Annotated in this window: 13 protein-coding genes; 10 read left to right on the top strand and 3 right to left on the bottom strand. The window is 40.0% G+C overall.

From position 1 onward, the window contains the following. The first annotated feature begins 38 nt into the window (after window positions 1–38). The 4 genes from DIC78_RS07200 (at window position 39) to DIC78_RS07180 (ending at window position 7,623) form a co-directional block, all read left to right on the top strand. Entirely contained in the window at window positions 39–4,739 is a 4,701-nt protein-coding gene (locus DIC78_RS07200) for an isopeptide-forming domain-containing fimbrial protein (RefSeq protein ID WP_127695901.1), read from the top strand. Between the two features lie 9 nt (window positions 4,740–4,748). After that, on the top strand, window positions 4,749–5,324 hold the full coding sequence (locus DIC78_RS07195; protein ID WP_106021106.1) for a class D sortase: 576 nt from the start codon (window positions 4,749–4,751) through the stop codon (window positions 5,322–5,324). A gap of 310 nt (window positions 5,325–5,634) precedes the next feature. After that, on the top strand, window positions 5,635–6,507 hold the full coding sequence (locus DIC78_RS07185) for a YitT family protein (protein ID WP_101864953.1): 873 nt from the start codon (window positions 5,635–5,637) through the stop codon (window positions 6,505–6,507). A gap of 201 nt (window positions 6,508–6,708) precedes the next feature. Further along, entirely contained in the window at window positions 6,709–7,623 is a 915-nt protein-coding gene (locus DIC78_RS07180; RefSeq protein ID WP_106020909.1) for a Vgb family protein, read from the top strand. Between the two features lie 102 nt (window positions 7,624–7,725). Here the strand turns inward: DIC78_RS07180 and DIC78_RS07175 are convergent, their stop codons facing one another. Further along, window positions 7,726–8,184, bottom strand: coding sequence for a spermine/spermidine acetyltransferase (locus DIC78_RS07175; RefSeq protein ID WP_106020907.1), 459 nt, complete (start codon window positions 8,182–8,184; stop codon window positions 7,726–7,728). Between the two features lie 123 nt (window positions 8,185–8,307). Then, on the bottom strand, window positions 8,308–9,129 hold the full coding sequence (locus DIC78_RS07170; protein ID WP_127695899.1) for a MerR family transcriptional regulator: 822 nt from the start codon (window positions 9,127–9,129) through the stop codon (window positions 8,308–8,310). A gap of 166 nt (window positions 9,130–9,295) precedes the next feature. Between DIC78_RS07170 and DIC78_RS07165 the strand changes: the two genes are divergently transcribed. The 6 genes from DIC78_RS07165 (at window position 9,296) to DIC78_RS07140 (ending at window position 16,772) form a co-directional block, all read left to right on the top strand. Further along, complete coding sequence (locus tag DIC78_RS07165; RefSeq protein ID WP_127695897.1) at window positions 9,296–10,120, top strand: SDR family oxidoreductase; 825 nt, start codon at window positions 9,296–9,298, stop codon at window positions 10,118–10,120. A gap of 82 nt (window positions 10,121–10,202) precedes the next feature. Continuing rightward, window positions 10,203–10,550 carry a DMT family transporter gene (locus DIC78_RS07160; protein ID WP_106020902.1) on the top strand — a complete coding sequence of 116 codons (348 nt, stop codon included), beginning with the start codon at window positions 10,203–10,205 and terminating at the stop codon, window positions 10,548–10,550. A gap of 264 nt (window positions 10,551–10,814) precedes the next feature. Next, a complete protein-coding gene (gene manR / locus DIC78_RS07155) occupies window positions 10,815–12,767 on the top strand; it encodes a mannose transport/utilization transcriptional regulator ManR (protein ID WP_127695895.1) in 1,953 nt (650 codons plus the stop codon). A 148-nt stretch (window positions 12,768–12,915) separates the two neighbouring features. Next, entirely contained in the window at window positions 12,916–14,856 is a 1,941-nt protein-coding gene (locus DIC78_RS07150; RefSeq protein WP_127695893.1) for a PTS fructose transporter subunit IIABC, read from the top strand. A 16-nt stretch (window positions 14,857–14,872) separates the two neighbouring features. Next, window positions 14,873–15,820: a mannose-6-phosphate isomerase, class I gene (gene manA / locus DIC78_RS07145; protein WP_106020896.1), complete on the top strand. Its 948-nt coding sequence runs from the start codon at window positions 14,873–14,875 to the stop codon at window positions 15,818–15,820. Window positions 15,821–16,346: 526 nt separating this feature from the next. Then, the gene (locus DIC78_RS07140) at window positions 16,347–16,772 is read left to right on the top strand and encodes a MaoC family dehydratase (RefSeq protein ID WP_044161648.1); all 426 of its coding nucleotides are present in this window, start codon (window positions 16,347–16,349) and stop codon (window positions 16,770–16,772) included. 208 nt (window positions 16,773–16,980) lie between these two features. Here DIC78_RS07140 and DIC78_RS07135 read toward each other — a convergent pair whose 3' ends face one another. Next, entirely contained in the window at window positions 16,981–17,880 is a 900-nt protein-coding gene (locus tag DIC78_RS07135; RefSeq protein WP_127695891.1) for a DMT family transporter, read from the bottom strand. Window positions 17,881–17,993: the final 113 nt, after the last annotated feature.

Here is a 17,993-nt window from a genome sequence, read left to right as displayed (position 1 = left end):
TCCCTAGAACTTACATACTGAATATTAGGAAAACCCTCATGATATTTGCAGTCTTGTTATTGGTTACTGGAAATATGTTGACGGTTCTGCCAAATCATATTCACGCTGAAGATAAAACAGAGGTAACTCAAAATGCAGTTAATACTTGCCTGGCTCCGGTTGCACTGATTAACGGAAGCTTTGAGCAAGGTGCTGCCAGAGGAACTGCATATAATAATTCGGGTCTCTTTTATCTCGAATCCGAGGTACCTGGCTGGAAAACGACTGATGATTCCTCTGGTCAGAAGGCAATTGAAATATGGAATTATGAAAAGAACATTCCTGCAACAGTAAAAGGCTGGCCTTCTCCTCCTGATGGCAATCGGTGGGCGGAATTAAACGCTTTTGAGAATGGCATGCTGTATCAAGACGTGAAAACAACGCCCGGACAAACGATTTATTGGCGCTTATCCCATATGGGGCGGCAAGGTGTTGACACCATGCAGGTTCGCATCGGGGCAGCAACTAATAATCCATACAATACGGTGGTTCAAAAACAATTTTCTGATGGAAAAACGGCATGGGGAACTCATTCAGGCTCTTACACTGTTCCAGCAGGTCAAACGACAACGCGTTTCGGTTTTGAGGCGGTGAGTTCAGCCGGCGGAAGCTTAGGAGCCGGCAACTTTTTGGATGATATTTTCCTTGGCACAGAACCATGTGTAACTGCAAATAAGTCAGTCTCTCCACAGGGCGAGGTGCAACCCGGTGATGAATTAACATATGCGGTTCAAATCAAAAACCAAGGCGGAGATATTGCTTCTGATGCAAGCTTTTCCGATGCAATTCCAGAGGGAACTGAATATGTTCCGGGATCATTAAAATTAATTAATGGTTCGACAACAAAAAATTTAACTGATGCATCCGATAGTGATGAAGGTAATTTCGATGGTAATAAAGTAAATATTACATTAGGAGATTTACCTAATACGAACAACTTGCCTAATGGAATGACTGTACAGTTTAAAGTGAAAGCCAAGACAGGTTATGTCGGTAAGGAAATTTCTAACAAAGCGCAAATAGACTATGACAGTTTATTAACGAATACGAAAAAACAAACCGAATCAAACGAAGTAACAACTCCGGTTGTTTTTAAAGATCCTGTACTTGAATCAAAGAAAACGTCTGCAATTAAGGCAAAAGCGGATGGAAACCAAGATACGGATCATCCGGAAGTGGGAGATACGCTCCTTTACACGATACAAACACGGAATACTGCTGAAGACAGTCAGGTGAAAAACCTTTCAATTTCAGATGCAGTGCCAGAAGGCTTAGAATATGTTCCGGGCACTTTAAAAGTAGATGGTACATCGGTCAGTGATGCTCAAGATGATGATAAAGGCCAATATACAGACAGCAAAGTGTCAGGCAAAATTGGCGATGTGACGGATACTGAATGGCATAACGTTACCTTCGAAGCAAAAGTTAAGCCTGGTCAAGCAGGAAAGGATATTATCAATACGGCAAGCATTTCAGGAGACAATATAAATACTCCGGATAAGCCGAATAATGAAGTCAAAGTGTATCCTAGGAATCCTGACTTAGAGTCAAAGAAAACGTCAGCAATTAAGGAAAAAGTGGAAGGAAACAAATATCCTGATCACCCAGAAGTAGGCGACACGCTTCTTTACACAATACAAACACGAAATACTGAAGAAGACAGTGAGGTAAAAGCCCTTACAATCTCAGATGCCATACCAGAAGGACTGGAATACGTTCCAGGCACTCTGAAAGTAGACGGTACAGCAGTCAGCGATGCTCAAGACGATGACAAAGGTGATGTAACAGATGGCAAAGTGTCAGGCCAAATTGGTGATGTGACGGATACGGAATGGCATACTGTTACATTTGAAGCGAAAGTGAAAGCTGGCCAAGCTGGTGAAACGATTCAAAATACGGCTAGCGTTACTGGCAGCAACATCGACACACCAGATAAGCCGAGCAATGATACCGAGATTTATCCAAGAAAGCCGGATGTAGAATCGAAGAAAACCGCAAGCCTTCAAGCAAAAGCGGATGGCAATAAAGATGCGAAACATCCAGAAGTAGGAGATACCCTTCTTTATACAATCGAAACGAGAAACACGATTGAAGACAGTCTGCTGAAAGATCTCGTCATTTCAGATGAACTTCCGGAGGGATTAGAATACGTTTCAGGCTCACTAAAAGTAGACAATAAAGAAGTCAGTGACGCCAAAGACGACGATAAAGGTGATGTGACAAATGGCAAAGTGTCAGGCCAAATTGGTGATGTGACTGATACCGAATGGCATACTGTTACATTCGAAGCGAAAGTGAAAGCTGGTCAAGCCGGAGAAACGATTAAAAATACGGCTAGCATTACCGGCAGTAACGTAGACACTCCGGATAAACCGAATAATGAAGTAGAAGTTTATCCTAGAAACCCTGTCTTAGAGTCAAAGAAAACATCAAGTATTCAAGCAAAAGCAGATGGAAATAAGGACAAGAAAAAGCCGCAAGTCGGAGATACACTTCTTTATACAATCCAGACGAAAAACACAGTTGAGGACAGTCTGGTGAAAAATCTAGTCATCTCAGATGAACTTCCAGAAGGGTTAGAATATGTTTCTGGGACACTAAAAGTAGACAATCAAGCAGTCAGTGATGCTCAAGATGATGATAAAGGCGATATGACAGAAGGCAAAGTGTCAGGTGAAATTGGTAATGTGACTGACACTCAATGGCATACTGTTACCTTTGAAGCAAAAGTGAAAGCTGGCCAAGCAGATAAAGATATTGTTAATACTGCCAACGTTACTGGTGACAATATTGATAAACCAGATAAACCAAGCCATGAGGTCAAAGTTTCTCCAAGAAATCCAGTCTTAGAGTCAGAAAAGACAGCAAAGAATCTGGATGAAGAGAAAGAAAAGTATGAAGCAGGAGATACGGTTGTTTACACGATCAAAACAAGAAATACAGTTAAGGACAGTAAAGTAACTGATCTTGTCATCGCAGATAAACTGCCGGCAGGCTTAGAATATGTTCCTGGCACACTAAAAGTAGACAATAAAGAAGTCAGTGATGCCCGCGATGATGATAAAGGCGATGTGACAGAAGGCAAAGTATCAGGCCAATTTGGTGATGTGACTGATATGGAATGGCATACTGTTACATTTGAAGCGAAAGTAAAAGCTGGTCAAGCAGGTAAAAATATTGTCAATACGGCTAGCATTAGCGGTGACAATACTGATAAACCGGATAAACCAAGCCATGAGGTCAAAGTTACTCCGAAAGATCCAGTTTTGAATTCAGAAAAGACAGTAAAAAATCTGGATTCAGATAAAGAGAAATATGAAGCAGGAGATACAGTTGTTTACACCATCAAAACAAGAAATACAGTAGCGGATAGTAAAGTAACTGATCTCGTCATCTCAGACGAACTTCCAGATGGTCTGAAGTACATTGAAGGCAGTTTGAAAGTAAGCCATGATGGCAAAGGAAATGTTGAAAACGGTAAGGTATCTGCTGACTTTGGAGACGTCACTGACACTGAATGGCGGACTGTGACATTCCAAGCGAAAATTGAGTCCGGCTATGCGGAAAAAACGATTAAAAACGTGGCTACCGTTGACGGCGGCAATATCGACACACCGGATAAACCGGGAACAGACATCACAGTGGATCCGAAAGATCCAAAATTAGAATCAAAGAAAACAGCCTCCATTAAGGAAAAAGCTGAGGGAAATAAAGATGCGGACCATCCAGAAGTGGGCGACACGCTTCTTTACACAATCCAAACCCGAAACACGATTGAAGATAGCCTTGTCAAAAATCTTTTAATCTCAGATTCTCTTCCAGAAGGATTAGAATATGTTTCAGGAACATTGAAAGTAGATGGTACTGGGGTAAGTGATGATCAAGACGATGATCATGGATATTATGCCGAGGGTAAGACGTCAGGTGAGTTTGGCAATGTGACCGATACGAAGTGGCACTCTGTGACATTCGAAGTAAAAGTGAATTCTGGTCAAGCAGGAAAGGATATCGTGAACACTGCAAACATCAGCAGCGACAATATCAAGACTCCTGACAAACCAAGCCATGAAGTGAAGGTATATCCGCGAAATCCTGTTTTAGAATCTGAAAAAACAGTGAAGAACTTGGATTCAGATAAGGAAAAGTATGAAGCAGGGGACACGGTAGTCTACACCATTAAAACCCGAAACACAGTATCCGACGGTAAAGTAGAAAATCTGGTTATTTCAGATAAGCTTCCAGCCGGATTGAAGTATGTCGAAGGCAGCTTGAAAGCGAGCAACGGCGGAGAAGCAACAATCAAGGACGGCAAGATTACTGCTAACTTTGGCGATGTTACTGACACTGAATGGCGGACTGTGACGTTCCAAGCGAAAATTGAGCCGGGATATGCAGGCAAAACGATTACAAACGTGGCAACTGTAGAAAGCAGCAGTATTGATAAGCCAGATAAGCCTGAAGCAGAGATGAAAGTTGTATCGAAAGGCTCTGAAAAACCAAGCGATCCTGCTAAACCAAGCAACTCTGATCCTTCTGGTGAGCCAAGTAAATCAACACCAGAAAAAACAGGTGAAAAGACAAATACCGGAAATGAGCTTCCGGATACGGCGACAAACAATTATAATATTCTTCTTGTTGGTTTTGGATTATTGTTAATTGGATCAGTCCTCTGGTATTTTAGAAGGAAAAGAAATGCCTAAATGCAAATTATAAAAAAAGCGTTTCCTTTGTTCATCATAAGTGCCGGACTCATTTTCATAGGCTATGGAGTCTGGAAAGTGGTGGATACCAATCAAAAGACAGCAGAAGCTTTAGAAGAAGCTAAGCTGGCAGCGGGACATCCTGAAACTAGCAAGGAGCGAGAAGCAGAAAAAGCATCTTTTAAACCTAAGGTCGGGGAAGCTGTCGGTGTTCTTGAAATCCCAAAAATAAATGCAGAGCTTCCGATTGTAGAAGGGACTGACGCAGATGACTTGGAAAAGGGCGTCGGTCACTACAAAGAAAGTTATTATCCAAATGAAAACGGACAAATTGTGTTATCGGGACATCGGGATACCGTTTTTCGCCGGACGGGAGAACTAAAAAAAGGTGATCAATTAAAGATTACGCTGCCATATGGGAGTTTTCAGTATAAGATTGAGAATATGAAAATTGTCGATAAAAATGATACTTCCATTATTACGTTGCAGCATAAAAAAGAGGAGCTCATTCTAACTACGTGTTATCCGTTTTCATATATCGGCAATGCTCCAAAACGATATATTATTTATGGAAAACGGATTTAAAACAATTAAGAATCCCAAAGATTTAGGCTGGCGAGATATTCTCGCCAGCTTTTTTTAATGAGTAGTTGAGGGAAGTAACAAGAGAACACGCTTGTTTTTCGTATTTCGCTTTTTCAAATGTTTCACCCCAAGGGAAGAAATCCGCCGGGTTATGAACATGGAGAAGCAAGTTCTGGAACTTATCAGAGGAATTCATTTATTGGTTTACTGTTGGGGAACATATATATACCTTCTGTATATGGTCTTTAGAATAAATAAACCTATTATGGTATATTTAAATTAAGACTAAATATTCGAAATGAGGAATGAGATGAATACAAACAAAAAACATAAGCATTTAAAAATAAAAAGAGTACTGCAAGTCATAATGGTTATTATCGGAGGAATTATAGCGGCATATGGACTGGAAACCGTATTGATTCCAAACAGTGTATCTGATGGAGGGGTGACAGGACTTAGTATCGTTGGTTCACAGCTATTTGATTTGCCGCTAGGGGTTCTTATTGCAGCATTAAACATCCCGTTTGTCTGGTTAGGATATAAGCAAATCGGGAAAGACTTTGCATTATTATCCATTATCGGAATCGTATCACTTGCCGCTGGCACAATGTTTTTCCACCACACTCCAGCCATCATAGAGGGGGATACCCTGTTAATAACCGTTGTTGGCGGGATTATCCTTGGATTGGGAATGGGGTTAGCGTTACGTAACGGCGGCGCATTGGATGGAATTGATATGCTCGCTGTGCTGCTATCTCGAAAATTGCCATTTGGAACGAGCGATCTCATTTTATTCTTAAACCTTTTTGTGTTTATTTTTGTATCCATTGTATTTGGCTTACAAGGGGCATTACTGTCAGTCATTGCTTACTACATTGCGTCCAAAGTCATACATATCGTTGAGGAAGGCTTAAGTGGTTCTAAAACCTTTCAAATTATTTCAACCCAGCCTGAATTAATGGTAGAGACAATACGTGATCAGTTAGGCCGAAGTGCTACCTATAAAGAAGCTTATGGCGGTTTTTCCCACGAGAAATTTAAAGAAATCACATGTGTCATCAACCGCCTTGAAGAAACAAAACTAAAGGAAATTATTAATGAAATTGATAAAAATGCCTTTGTTACCGTATATGACGTAGCTGAAGTGAAGGGCAGTAATTTTAGAAGACATACGAGTCATTAGAGAAAAACAGAACTTCTAACCCAAAAGTGAGATACCTCAGAAATTTTATATTAAATTGTTTTTGTCTTCACGCTCAGAAAAAAAGGTAACCAGCTAGTCAGTATGTTAAAGTCTGTACTGGAATTCCATTGCCTCCTGTCTCGTATAATGAGAATAGGGGGCTTTTTTTGTATAAGGTTATGCTTAAATGGAGGGATTTATTTGAATATTGAACTGCAAGAAATAGATATGTTACAAGCGGATTCTGGTCCTTATGGGATAGCGGTCTCTCGTGAAGGAAATGTATGGTTTACTCAACATAAAGCAAATAAAATCAGTTGTCTTCATCAAAATGGAACAATCAAAGAATGTATTGTTCCAACTCCTGATGCACGAGTGCTGTGTTTGACCATATCTTCAATAGGTGATATTTGGTTTACTGAAAATGGGACTGATAAAATTGGAAGGCTTTCAGAAAAGGGCATATTTACAGAGTACCCATTACCCCATCCAAATTCAGCGCCATATGGAATTACTGAAGGTCTTCACGGTGATATTTGGTTTACTGAAATGAATGGAAATCGCATAGGGAGATTGACAGCAGAAGGGGTGATTCATGAATACGAACTGCCGAATAAAGAATCATATCCTTCTTTTATTACGTTGGGGCCCGATGACTCACTTTGGTTCACTGAAAACCAAAACAATGCGATCGGCAAGATAACCCAATCAGGAGAAATAACGGCATACCCAATCCCAACACCGGGAGCAGCGCCAGTAGGTCTTGCAAACGGAAATGATGGTGCCCTTTGGTTTACAGAAATAATGGGAAATAAAATAGGAAGGATCACGATGTCCGGCGAAATAACGGAATATGATATTCCTACACCAAATGCCCGGCCTCATGCTATTGCTGCGGGAGTCGAATCGGATTTATGGTTCACTGAATGGGGAGCAAATAAAATAGGAAGATTGACGAAAGAGAGAACCTTTGAAGAATATACAATCAAAACCTCTAATGGCGAGCCTCACGGAATTGGCTGTGACAAAGAAGGCAGTGTATGGTTCGCGTTAGAATGCAATAAAATCGGAAAGCTGCGTTTACTGAAATCAAGAGAAAGTGCTGAAAGAATTTAAAAAGCATACCAAGAACATAGTATGCTTTTTCATTTGCGTGAAACGCCATAATGTTACATGAATTGAAGTCTCGTCAATGTAGCTTTTCAACAGCTTAAGTACTTATAGCTCTTTTACCATGACCTTCTCGCCGTTAAAATCGAGCTCACCGTTAAATGTAAAGCCGAATTTTTGATACAGGCGCAAAGCATGAATGTTGCTCTCAAAAATGCTTAAATAAATTCTGTTACATGTATATAGCTCAGCAAGGTGATGAATAAGAGCTTCAAGCATAATGCTCCCTAATCCTTGACCTTGAAAACGCTCGTCAATGAAAAATCGGTCAAGCCACACTCTGCCGTTTTTATTTTCTTCATCAATCTCAGGAAACCATCCATACATAGCAAAACCGACTAACTCCCCTTTGTAATAAAGTCCAGCAGGTTTATAATACTGACATTCTGTTGCATCCTCTAGACATTGCTTGGTTGATTCTATATATGATATTTGGCTCTTGTGAACATGAAGAGACAGAATAGATTCACGATTCTCTTCAGTTACCGCCTTTATCTCAATACTCATAGCCATTCTCCTTTTTTCTCTTTTTCTGAAAAGGACAGAAGATTTTCAGATCAATAACGTTGTTACGCTTTCATCCACATCATGTAGTTTTACGAGGAACAATGAGTTCTGCAGTTAATCCCCTTACTTTACAATTTGCACAAAAACCTTAATTAAATACTTTTCATAGCCTTTAACTGATAGCTCATCTAACATCACTTCTTCGTAGAAAAAGCCTTGTAATTTTATATCTTTGCCGCGAGAAAAAGTTAACAATCTATCGTAAGTTTCTTTAATACGTGAATAACCGTCTCCGTGATACGCGGTTAAATATGTGCCTTTGTTTTGTACATAATGATAATGATTTAATGTTTTGTTCACTCTCGTATAAAGATAATCATAACTAAAGGCTTTACCGCTTATGATTTTCTTCGTATCCATCATCCAGCCTGGTGAATGATGGGCATCTAAATTGTGAGTGTTTACATACTTATTGTGATTGATCATGGAATTGTAAATGCTTTTATCTCCTGTAAAAGGCTCTGCTTCAGTTAATACTAATGCTTCTTCTTGCCTTTCTTCAAATAGAATAGCTGAACGATCTATTTCAGCTGCCTTCTTCGTAATTCTCGATTTCTCCGAGATTATTTTTTTCATTTTTTGAAGCTGTATAATCTTAGTGTCAAGTATTGATTCTTTACTTTCGAGAAGATAAATAAGTTCATCGGGGGATCTTTTGTTCAGATACTCCTTTATTTCCTTTAGTGGCATTTCTAATTCTTTTAGGGTTGAAATCACATGAAAAACATCGATTTGATTGATTGAATAATACCTGTAACCATTAGGAGCTTTCACTTCCGGAGAAAAAATTCCAATTCGATCATAGTGAAACAGTGTGTCTTTGCTTATCCCCATTAATTTGGCAAATTGCCCAGTCGTTAAATGAGTATGTAAATGTAAATCCATTAAAAATCTCTCCTTGACTATGGTGTTACACCACCCTTTATTATAACCAAGAAGGGCAGAGATGAGTACGATTTCGGAGTGGCTGCAGTCAAAATAGATTTCATTGATGATTCCGATCATTGTATAGCCTTGTTTGTTAAAAATGAAAATGTTGGAGGGAATAAACATGACAATCTTAGTTACAGGAGCTACGGGAACAGTAGGCGGGCACATTGTTGAGCTTTTAAATGGAAAAGGAGTTAAGGTGAAGGCGTTAACAAGGGCCATAAACAAAACAAATCTGCCTGCTGAAGTTCAGCTTGTCTCTGGAGATCTTGATCATCCTGAAACTTTACAGTCACATCTTTATAAAGTTGACGGTTTATTTTTAATGACACAAAGTGATCAATCAGACACTAAATTCTTGGCCAATCAAAGAATTGTGCAAATGGCTGAAAAAGCTGGCGTTAAAAAAATTGTGGCATTGGTGGATTATGAAGGAAACCCTATTGAAGAAGTAATTAAAAATAGCGGGATGGAGTGGACAATATTAAGGCCCGTAGAATTTATGAAAAATGTACTAAATGATTGGGCAGAATCTATTCAAAAAGAAGGATTTATCCGTACTGCATTCCCTGATAGTCTAAGCGCCAGAATCCATGAAGCTGATATTGCGGCTGTTGCAGTAAAATCTCTCACGGAGGAAGGCCATCATAAACAAACATATGATTTAACTGGACCAGAAGCATTAAACCCGAGAAATATGCTTAAACAAATTTCAGAGGTGATTCAAAAACCTATTGAGCTGATTGAAATGACAGTAGATGAAGTGAAAACAGAATGGAAGAGCAAAGGATATGACGAGCAGTTTATTGATTATTTCATCATTGAAATGGGAAAAAACCCGCCTGAACAAGTGTATACAGTTTTGCCGACAGTTGAACGGGTTTTAGGAGAGCCTGCCAGAACATTTGCCCCATGGGTAGAGGAGAATAGGCATCACTTTGAGTAGTCATTATACGGGGGCGTTTGAGAACATTGCAGGGGAGAAAGGTATCTATATTAAATAAATGATAAACAAAGGGTGACGAATCATGAGTTATGTATATCTGATCATTGCGGTGTTAGGCGAACTTACAGGAACGTCTATGCTGAAAGCTTCAGAGAGTTTTACTAAGATTGGGCCTGTTATTGGGGTTTTTGTGAGTTTTTTTATATCCTTTTTCTGTATTTCACTAGCTCTAAAAACGATTCCATTAAATGCAGCTTATGCCATATGGGCTGGACTGGGGGCAGTGGGAACCACACTGATTTCCATTCTCGTCTGGAAAGAGAAAATTAATTTTGCAAGCGGCATAGGAATTCTCCTCATTGTTGTGGGAGTAGTCGTATTAAATGCTTTCGGGCCAGGACATGGTGAAGCAGTCAGTACAGGTAAGTAAGTGTTGTGGTGAGCAGCTGAGGAGCTGCTCTTTTTTTATAAGACTTTCTTGCAATCACTAGGTGCTCATTCATGGTGAGTATCTTCTTTTTGATGAATGAACAGTAGATTTTCTGCGCATAAATCCAATTTTTCCGGAAGTTTCGGTAAAAAACGAAACTTTTAGCACTTTTATTTTACTTTATAATGTAAGCGGTTTCTTATGTAGTATACTTATACTATTAGTACATCATTTGAGTGAAACACAGGAAGGATAGAAAAACAGATGAGATACATGAATACTAGACAAAAAGACATTTTGTATCTGTTGTTATCTGAACCTGATGACTATTTAGTCGTGCAAGATTTCGCCGACAGGGTAAAGTGTTCTGAAAAAACGATCAGGAATGATCTGAAAACGATCGAAGGTTATCTGCATGAACATTCTCCTGCTCAGCTCATTCGCAAACCAGGATTAGGTGTCTATTTAAATATAGAAGAACATGAAAGGGCCCGGTTAACTCAACAATTAGGTACTGAACATTTTGGCTCAAAGCACCAGTCCGATGAAGAAAGAATTCTGCAAATCGCTTATCAATTATTAATGAACCCAAAACATGTTTCAGCAAAAGAAATTGCCGCTCAGCATTTTTTGAATAAGTCTTCCATCAAAAGGGATTTACATGAAATTGAAGAGTGGCTGAAGCGATTTGATCTCAAATTGGTGTCAAAGCAGCGGCTCGGTTTAAAGATTGAAGGAAATGAAAGAAATAAAAGAAAAGCCTTAGCCAGAATCTCTGATTTGATTGATAACCCAGAGTTTACAAGTCAATTTATCAAAAGCAAGTTCTTAAGTCATGAAGTGAAATGTGTGTCGAATGAATTCGAAACATTGCAAAAGCACCATTCTATCTATTTCACAGATGAAACGTTCGAGAATCTATTATTGCATACATTGCTGATGATACGCCGGATCAAAATGAAGCAGCCCATCTCGATTTCGCCAACAGAAATGGCAGCAGTAGAAAAGAAGATAGAATATCAATGGGCAATTGCATGTTTAAAACGGCTGGAAGCGGTTTTTGCCATCCGCTTCCCTAGAGAAGAAGCCGTATATTTAACGCTGCATATACTCGGCGGAAAAGTTCGTTTTCGATCTCGGGGAGAAGAAAAAAAGGTTCTGGAAAATCCCTTGCTTCCCATGGTTGTGCGGCATTTAATCGGTCGTGTATCAGAGCTAAAAATGCTTGATTTTCATAGTGATCAGGATTTGATCAACGGATTGAACATCCATCTCAATACAGTGCTAAACCGGCTGAATTATGATCTTTCTGTATCAAATCCAATGCTAAATGACATAAAAAAAATGTACCCTTATCTGTTTCATATGATCATTGACGTTCTGGAAGACATCAATCAAACGTTTGCTCTTTCTATTCCTGAGGAAGAGGCCGCTTATCTGACATTGCATTTTCAAGCTGCGGTCGAACGTTTGCACCACAGCAGCGAGAAGCGTAAAAAGGCAATCATCGTCTGCCACATGGGCATTGGAATGTCACAATTGCTGCGAACAAAAATTGAACGGAAATTTCATCAAATCGCTGTAAAGGCCTGTATTGCAAAAGCTGATTTAGCAGATTACACAACAAAACATGGGGACATAGATCTTGTCATTTCCACGATAGCGCTGGAACATGTGCCGATTCCTCATATAGTTGTATCACCGCTGTTGGAGCCTTCTGATGAGAAGAAACTAAGTGCATTTATGGATCAGGTTGACGAATCGCGACGCCAAACACAAAAAACGTTTAAGATGCTGAACAATACGACTCCTTTCTTAGTTTTTTTGCAGCAAGAGTCAGTTCATCGCTATAAGCTGATTGAACAAATGGCAATGGTTTTATACGAGAAAGGCTATGTGGAAAAGGAGTATGCCATTCATGCTGTGATGAGAGAAAAAATGTCGGCGACAAACATTGGGGCTGGCATTGCAATTCCTCATGCAAACTCTAAATTTATTAAACAATCAGCCATTGCGATTGCCACATTAAAAGAGCCGCTTGATTGGGGGGCTGAAAAAGTGTCGCTCGTCTTTATGCTGGCTGTCAAACACGAGGATCAAAACATGACAAAGCAATTGTTCCATGAACTGTCATATCTGAGTGAGCAGCCGGCATTCATTCATAAGCTGAGGAAAGAAACAAATGTTATGAGATTTTTATCTTATTTGAATTATTAAAAGCGGGGCTTTGATGCCCTGCTTTTTTTGCATATGGATAAATGCTGGTTTTTCCGGAATTAACGGTAAAAAACAGCGCTTTTACAAGCATGATTTTGATATACAGTTGTTACAGGCCTTATGATTCATACTTTAAAGGAGGACTCGTATGAAACTGTTAGCGATTACATCATGTCCGAATGGAATTGCCCATACATATATGGCGGCTGAAAATCTGCAAAAAGCTGCCGACAGATTAGGCGTCCAAATGAAAGTCGAGACCCAAGGCGGAATCGGAGTGGAAAATGAGCTGACCGGAGAGGAGATTCGTGAAGCAGACGCGATCATTATCGCGGCAGACCGCTCGGTAAACAAAGACCGGTTTGCAGGAAAAAAACTGTTGTCTGTCGGGGTTCAGGATGGTATCCGCAAACCGGAAGAATTAATTCAAAAAGCACTTAGCGGCGATGTGCCGGTCTACCGTTCAGCTTCAAATTCGGAAGCCGGCAATCAACAGGAGAAAAAACAAAATCCGATTTATCGTCATTTAATGAACGGTGTTTCTTTTATGGTTCCATTTATCGTCGTCGGCGGGTTATTGATAGCGGTTGCATTGACGCTTGGAGGTGAGAAAACACCGAAAGGCTTAGTCATTCCGGATGAATCTTTTTGGAAAACGATTGAACAGATCGGAAGTGCCTCATTCTCATTCATGATCCCGATTTTGGCCGGATATATCGCGTACAGCATCGCTGATAAGCCCGGGCTTGTACCAGGAATGATCGGCGGATATATTGCAGCGACGGGAAGCTTTTACGGCAGTGCAAGCGGCGCCGGTTTTCTCGGCGGCATCATCGCCGGATTTTTGGCGGGGTATGCTGCCCTTTGGATCAAAAAATTAAAGGTTCCAAAAGCGATTCAGCCGATTATGCCGATTATTATTATTCCAGTGTTCGCTTCACTAATTGTAGGTTTGGCGTTTGTGTTTTTGATCGGTGCACCTGTAGCGCAAATTTTCGAATCTTTAACGGTATGGCTGGCGGGTATGAAAGGTTCGAGCTCCATCCTGCTGGCATTGATTTTAGGCGCAATGATTTCATTTGATATGGGAGGCCCCGTAAACAAGGTGGCATTCCTGTTTGGATCGGCCATGATCGGAGAAGGAAACTATGAAATTATGGGACCGATTGCCGTTGCCATTTGTATACCGCCTATCGGCCTTGGGATTGCAACGTTTTTTGGAAAAAGAAAATTTCAGGAGTCGGAAAGAGAAATGGGAAAAGCATCATTTACCATGGGTCTCTTCGGCATCACTGAAGGAGCCATTCCATTCGCGGCACAAGATCCGCTTCGCGTCATTCCGGGGATTATGGCAGGTTCTATGATTGGTTCTGTGATCGCTATGATCGGCAATGTCGGAGACAGAGTAGCGCACGGCGGGCCTATAGTGGCAGTACTAGGCGCCGTTGATCATGTATTGATGTTTTTTATTGCAGTGATTGCCGGATCTCTTACCACCGCTCTTTTAGTTAATGTACTAAAAAAAGATATTCCGGTTTCTTCACCCGCCGGGCTGAATGAAGCTGCAGCATCGAATGACGTTCCGCAACAGCACAATGAAGCGGAAAGCAGACAGATGGAGAAGGCGGATATTAACAAGCTGACAGACATTATGAGTATAGATCTTATTGAACCAACATTATCAGGCGAAACCAGAGATGACATTATTGATGAAATGATTCAAAAATTGTCCCGCACAGGTATGCTGCATTCAGAGAGCGGTTTTAAACAAGCGATCATGAATCGCGAACAAGAGGGGACAACGGCGATTGGAATGAATATCGCGATCCCGCACGGGAAGTCTGATGCCGTCAAGAAGCCGAGTGTAGTGTTTGGAATCAAACGATCAGGCATTGACTGGAACAGTCTTGATGGATCAGAAGCAAAGTTAATCTTTATGATCGCTGTACCGAAAGATAGCGGAGGGAACCAGCATCTGAAACTGCTGCAAATGCTATCTCGAAAACTGATGGATGACAGCTATAGGGAAAGGCTGCTCTCTGTCCAGACAAAAGACGAAGCATACAAACTCCTGGATGAAATCATATAAAGCGGGGGAATTTTTCATGATGACTGAACCGTTATTTTTCAAGCCTGTTTTCAAAGAAAAGATTTGGGGCGGCACCGCTTTGGCTGCTTTCGGCTATGACATCCCATCAGAACGAACGGCGGAATGCTGGGCTTTTGCAGCACATCAAAATGGACAAAGTATTGTTCAAAACGGGTTATACAAGGGGCTTACGCTCAGTGAATTATGGGATCATCATCGGCATTTATTCGGACATCTGAAGGGGGACCGCTTCCCTCTTCTCACGAAAATTTTGGATGCCAATCAAGACTTATCCGTTCAGGTGCATCCGAAAGATGAGTATGCAAAAACGCGTGAAAAAGGAGAGCTCGGAAAAACAGAATGCTGGTATATCATAGACTGCCAAGAAGATGCAGAAATCGTTTATGGCCACAACGCAAAAACAAAGGAAGAACTGATCTCGATGATAGAAGGTGGAAAATGGGACAAGCTCCTGCGCCGCGTAAAGGTAAAACCGGGGGATTTCTTCTATGTGCCAAGCGGCACCGTTCATGCGATTGGGACAGGCATTCTCATTTTAGAGACGCAGCAGAATTCCGATACAACCTACAGATTATATGATTATGGCAGGAAAGATACAGAAGGCAATTTGCGCGAGCTCCATTTGGAAAAGAGCATAGAAGTGATAGACGTACCATTTGCGCCAGAGCAGCAAACGGTTCAATATAAACAAACAGATGATTTGCACATAGCCGTATTGATTGAGTGCCCTTATTTTTCAGTGGAAAAGTGGGAGTTAACAGGATCGGCAAGTTTAAAACAGCAAAAATCATTCCTTCTTGTCAGCGTCCTCGAAGGAGAAGGCCGGATAATCTCCGGCGAGCGTACATATGACTTTAAAAAAGGAGATCATATGTTGCTGCCTTACGGGTTTGGGGAATTCAAACTCACAGGGGATTCGGAGTGTATCGTATCTCATCTGTAAAATAAAACTTTATACCAGTTTCATTTTTTAAGATTGATATAAAGAACGAACCAAAGTGATCTCATTTTGAGCTAATTGAATGTTTCAATATAAAAACATACCAGCTGGTATCTTTTTTCATATTCACTCACTATGGACACCAATTCGATAGCTTCTTTTATCTTATCTGCAATTGGGAGTATGATGTCAGCAGATTAACTGCAGACAACAATCACGTTGCTAAAGACAACCTATAAAAGCTGCTTCAATTTTATATGGATAAAAAGAGAAGAAAACGAAATGTGTTTCTGAATGATTTGTTTGTAAAAAACAAGTTATCCTATCATAAACGCAGTTTTTTTTATTTCGTGGGCAAAATCATCTTTGAGCTGTCACGTTCGCTATTTCAAATGTTTCTTTCCCAAAACTGAACATTTGATCTGACAAGTTTTATAGGTAAGAATGTAAAGGATGATCTACATGAAATATGATAAAGTATTTTTTGTGTGATAGTTGATGAAGGAATATTTTGATAAGAGGTGTATTTATGAAGTTGGATGAATTTGCGATTGGACAAGTATTTCATACAAAATCTTTTAGGGTAACAAAAGAAAATGTAATGAGGTTTGCGGAAGAATTTGACCCTCAATATATGCATGTAGACGAGGAAAAAGCGAATAAAGGCAGATTTAATGGAATCATCGCTTCTGGCATACAAACGTTAGCCATTTCTTTTAAGCTTTGGATTGAAGAGGGGTTCTATGGCGACGATATTATCGCTGGAACAGAGATGAATCATATTAAATTCATAAAACCCGTGTATCCAGACGATGAATTGCATTCAGTTGTTGAGGTGGTAGATAAGAAACCAAAGAAAAGTGGAACGGGAATACTTACTGTATTGATATTTACTTATAATCATAAAGAAGAAAAAGTATTCGAAGGTGAGTTATCAGTATTGATTAAGCAATAAATAATGTAATAGTAAAGGTTTTTGATCACCAATTGATCAAACGATGAGAGTATAATTAAGATATGCTTTTTTTGGACTTACAATGTTAAGAGCTCATCTTAGAAAAAAACATACCAAATACGATTGGTATGTTTTTTTATTCATTCATTCATGTCATGACATGAAGCAGGGTACCGACCGATACCGTACATCAAGACAGAAAAGGAAATTAGAACTTTTTCATCTCCTTTAACATCTTTATTTTGCTTCCTTTTATGTAGGTGAAACATACCCCGCTGACAGTCACCATTCCGCCTAGCAGTGAAATAAGTGAAGGCATTTCCCCTATCCACATCCAGGAAATCACCATCGTCAAAGCAGGTGTTACATAAAGTGAAATCGTTGCTTCAGAAGCACCGACGATTGAAGTTACATATGCAAGCGCAAAGTATGGGATGACCGTCGGGAATAAACCTAAGTAAACGATAGACAATGTGGAGTTCATTGAGGCGTTTAAAAACTCCCCACATAGGCCTGGAAGAAAAACAAGCATTGGTAAGGCTGCACCCCAAATCGTGAACGTTACAAATGGAATAAAACCATACTTTTTTATATAACGGGCTTGAAAAACAAAATAAATACTCTCTGCAAAAGCTGCCAGCAGAATGAACAGAATTCCTTTCATTGAAAGCGCATGGTCTCCTGTTCCTAATGAAATAAATGACACACCCAATAAACTAATGATAGAGCCAATCCATTTAGAAAAACCAAAATGTTCACCAAAAAACAGGCGAGACAACACCGCAGAAAAGATTGGTGCTGTGGTTACGAGTAAGCTTGCAATCCCGGCACTAACTGTTTTTTCACCCATATTAAGCAAAATGTGATAGAGTGCAAAACCTAAAAACCCTAATAATAAGATGACAGGGATATCTTTCATGTCAGGTAAGCGAATTTTAGTCAGCACAGCAAAAAGTAACAATGCCATAGATCCGATTAACAAACGAAATAAAGCAAGGTGTTCGGGTGTGTAATATTCCAGACCTACACGAATTCCCGGAAAAGCTGATGCCCACAAACCGATCATAAGACTGTAAGATATGATGAGTTGCACAGTTTTCTTTTTCATGATCTTCACTCCTTCTTTACAAAAACCAACCAGTTATTTAGTGTGTTTTATACTAATAGAGATTTGATAAAATGGCTTCAACCAGTTACACAATTTTTGACCCAACCACTTTA

The organism is Bacillus halotolerans (assembly GCF_004006435.1).
Taxonomy (GTDB): domain Bacteria; phylum Bacillota; class Bacilli; order Bacillales; family Bacillaceae; genus Bacillus; species Bacillus halotolerans.
Note: the sequence above shows the minus strand (reverse complement) of the source record. Positions and strands in the feature narration are given on the sequence as shown.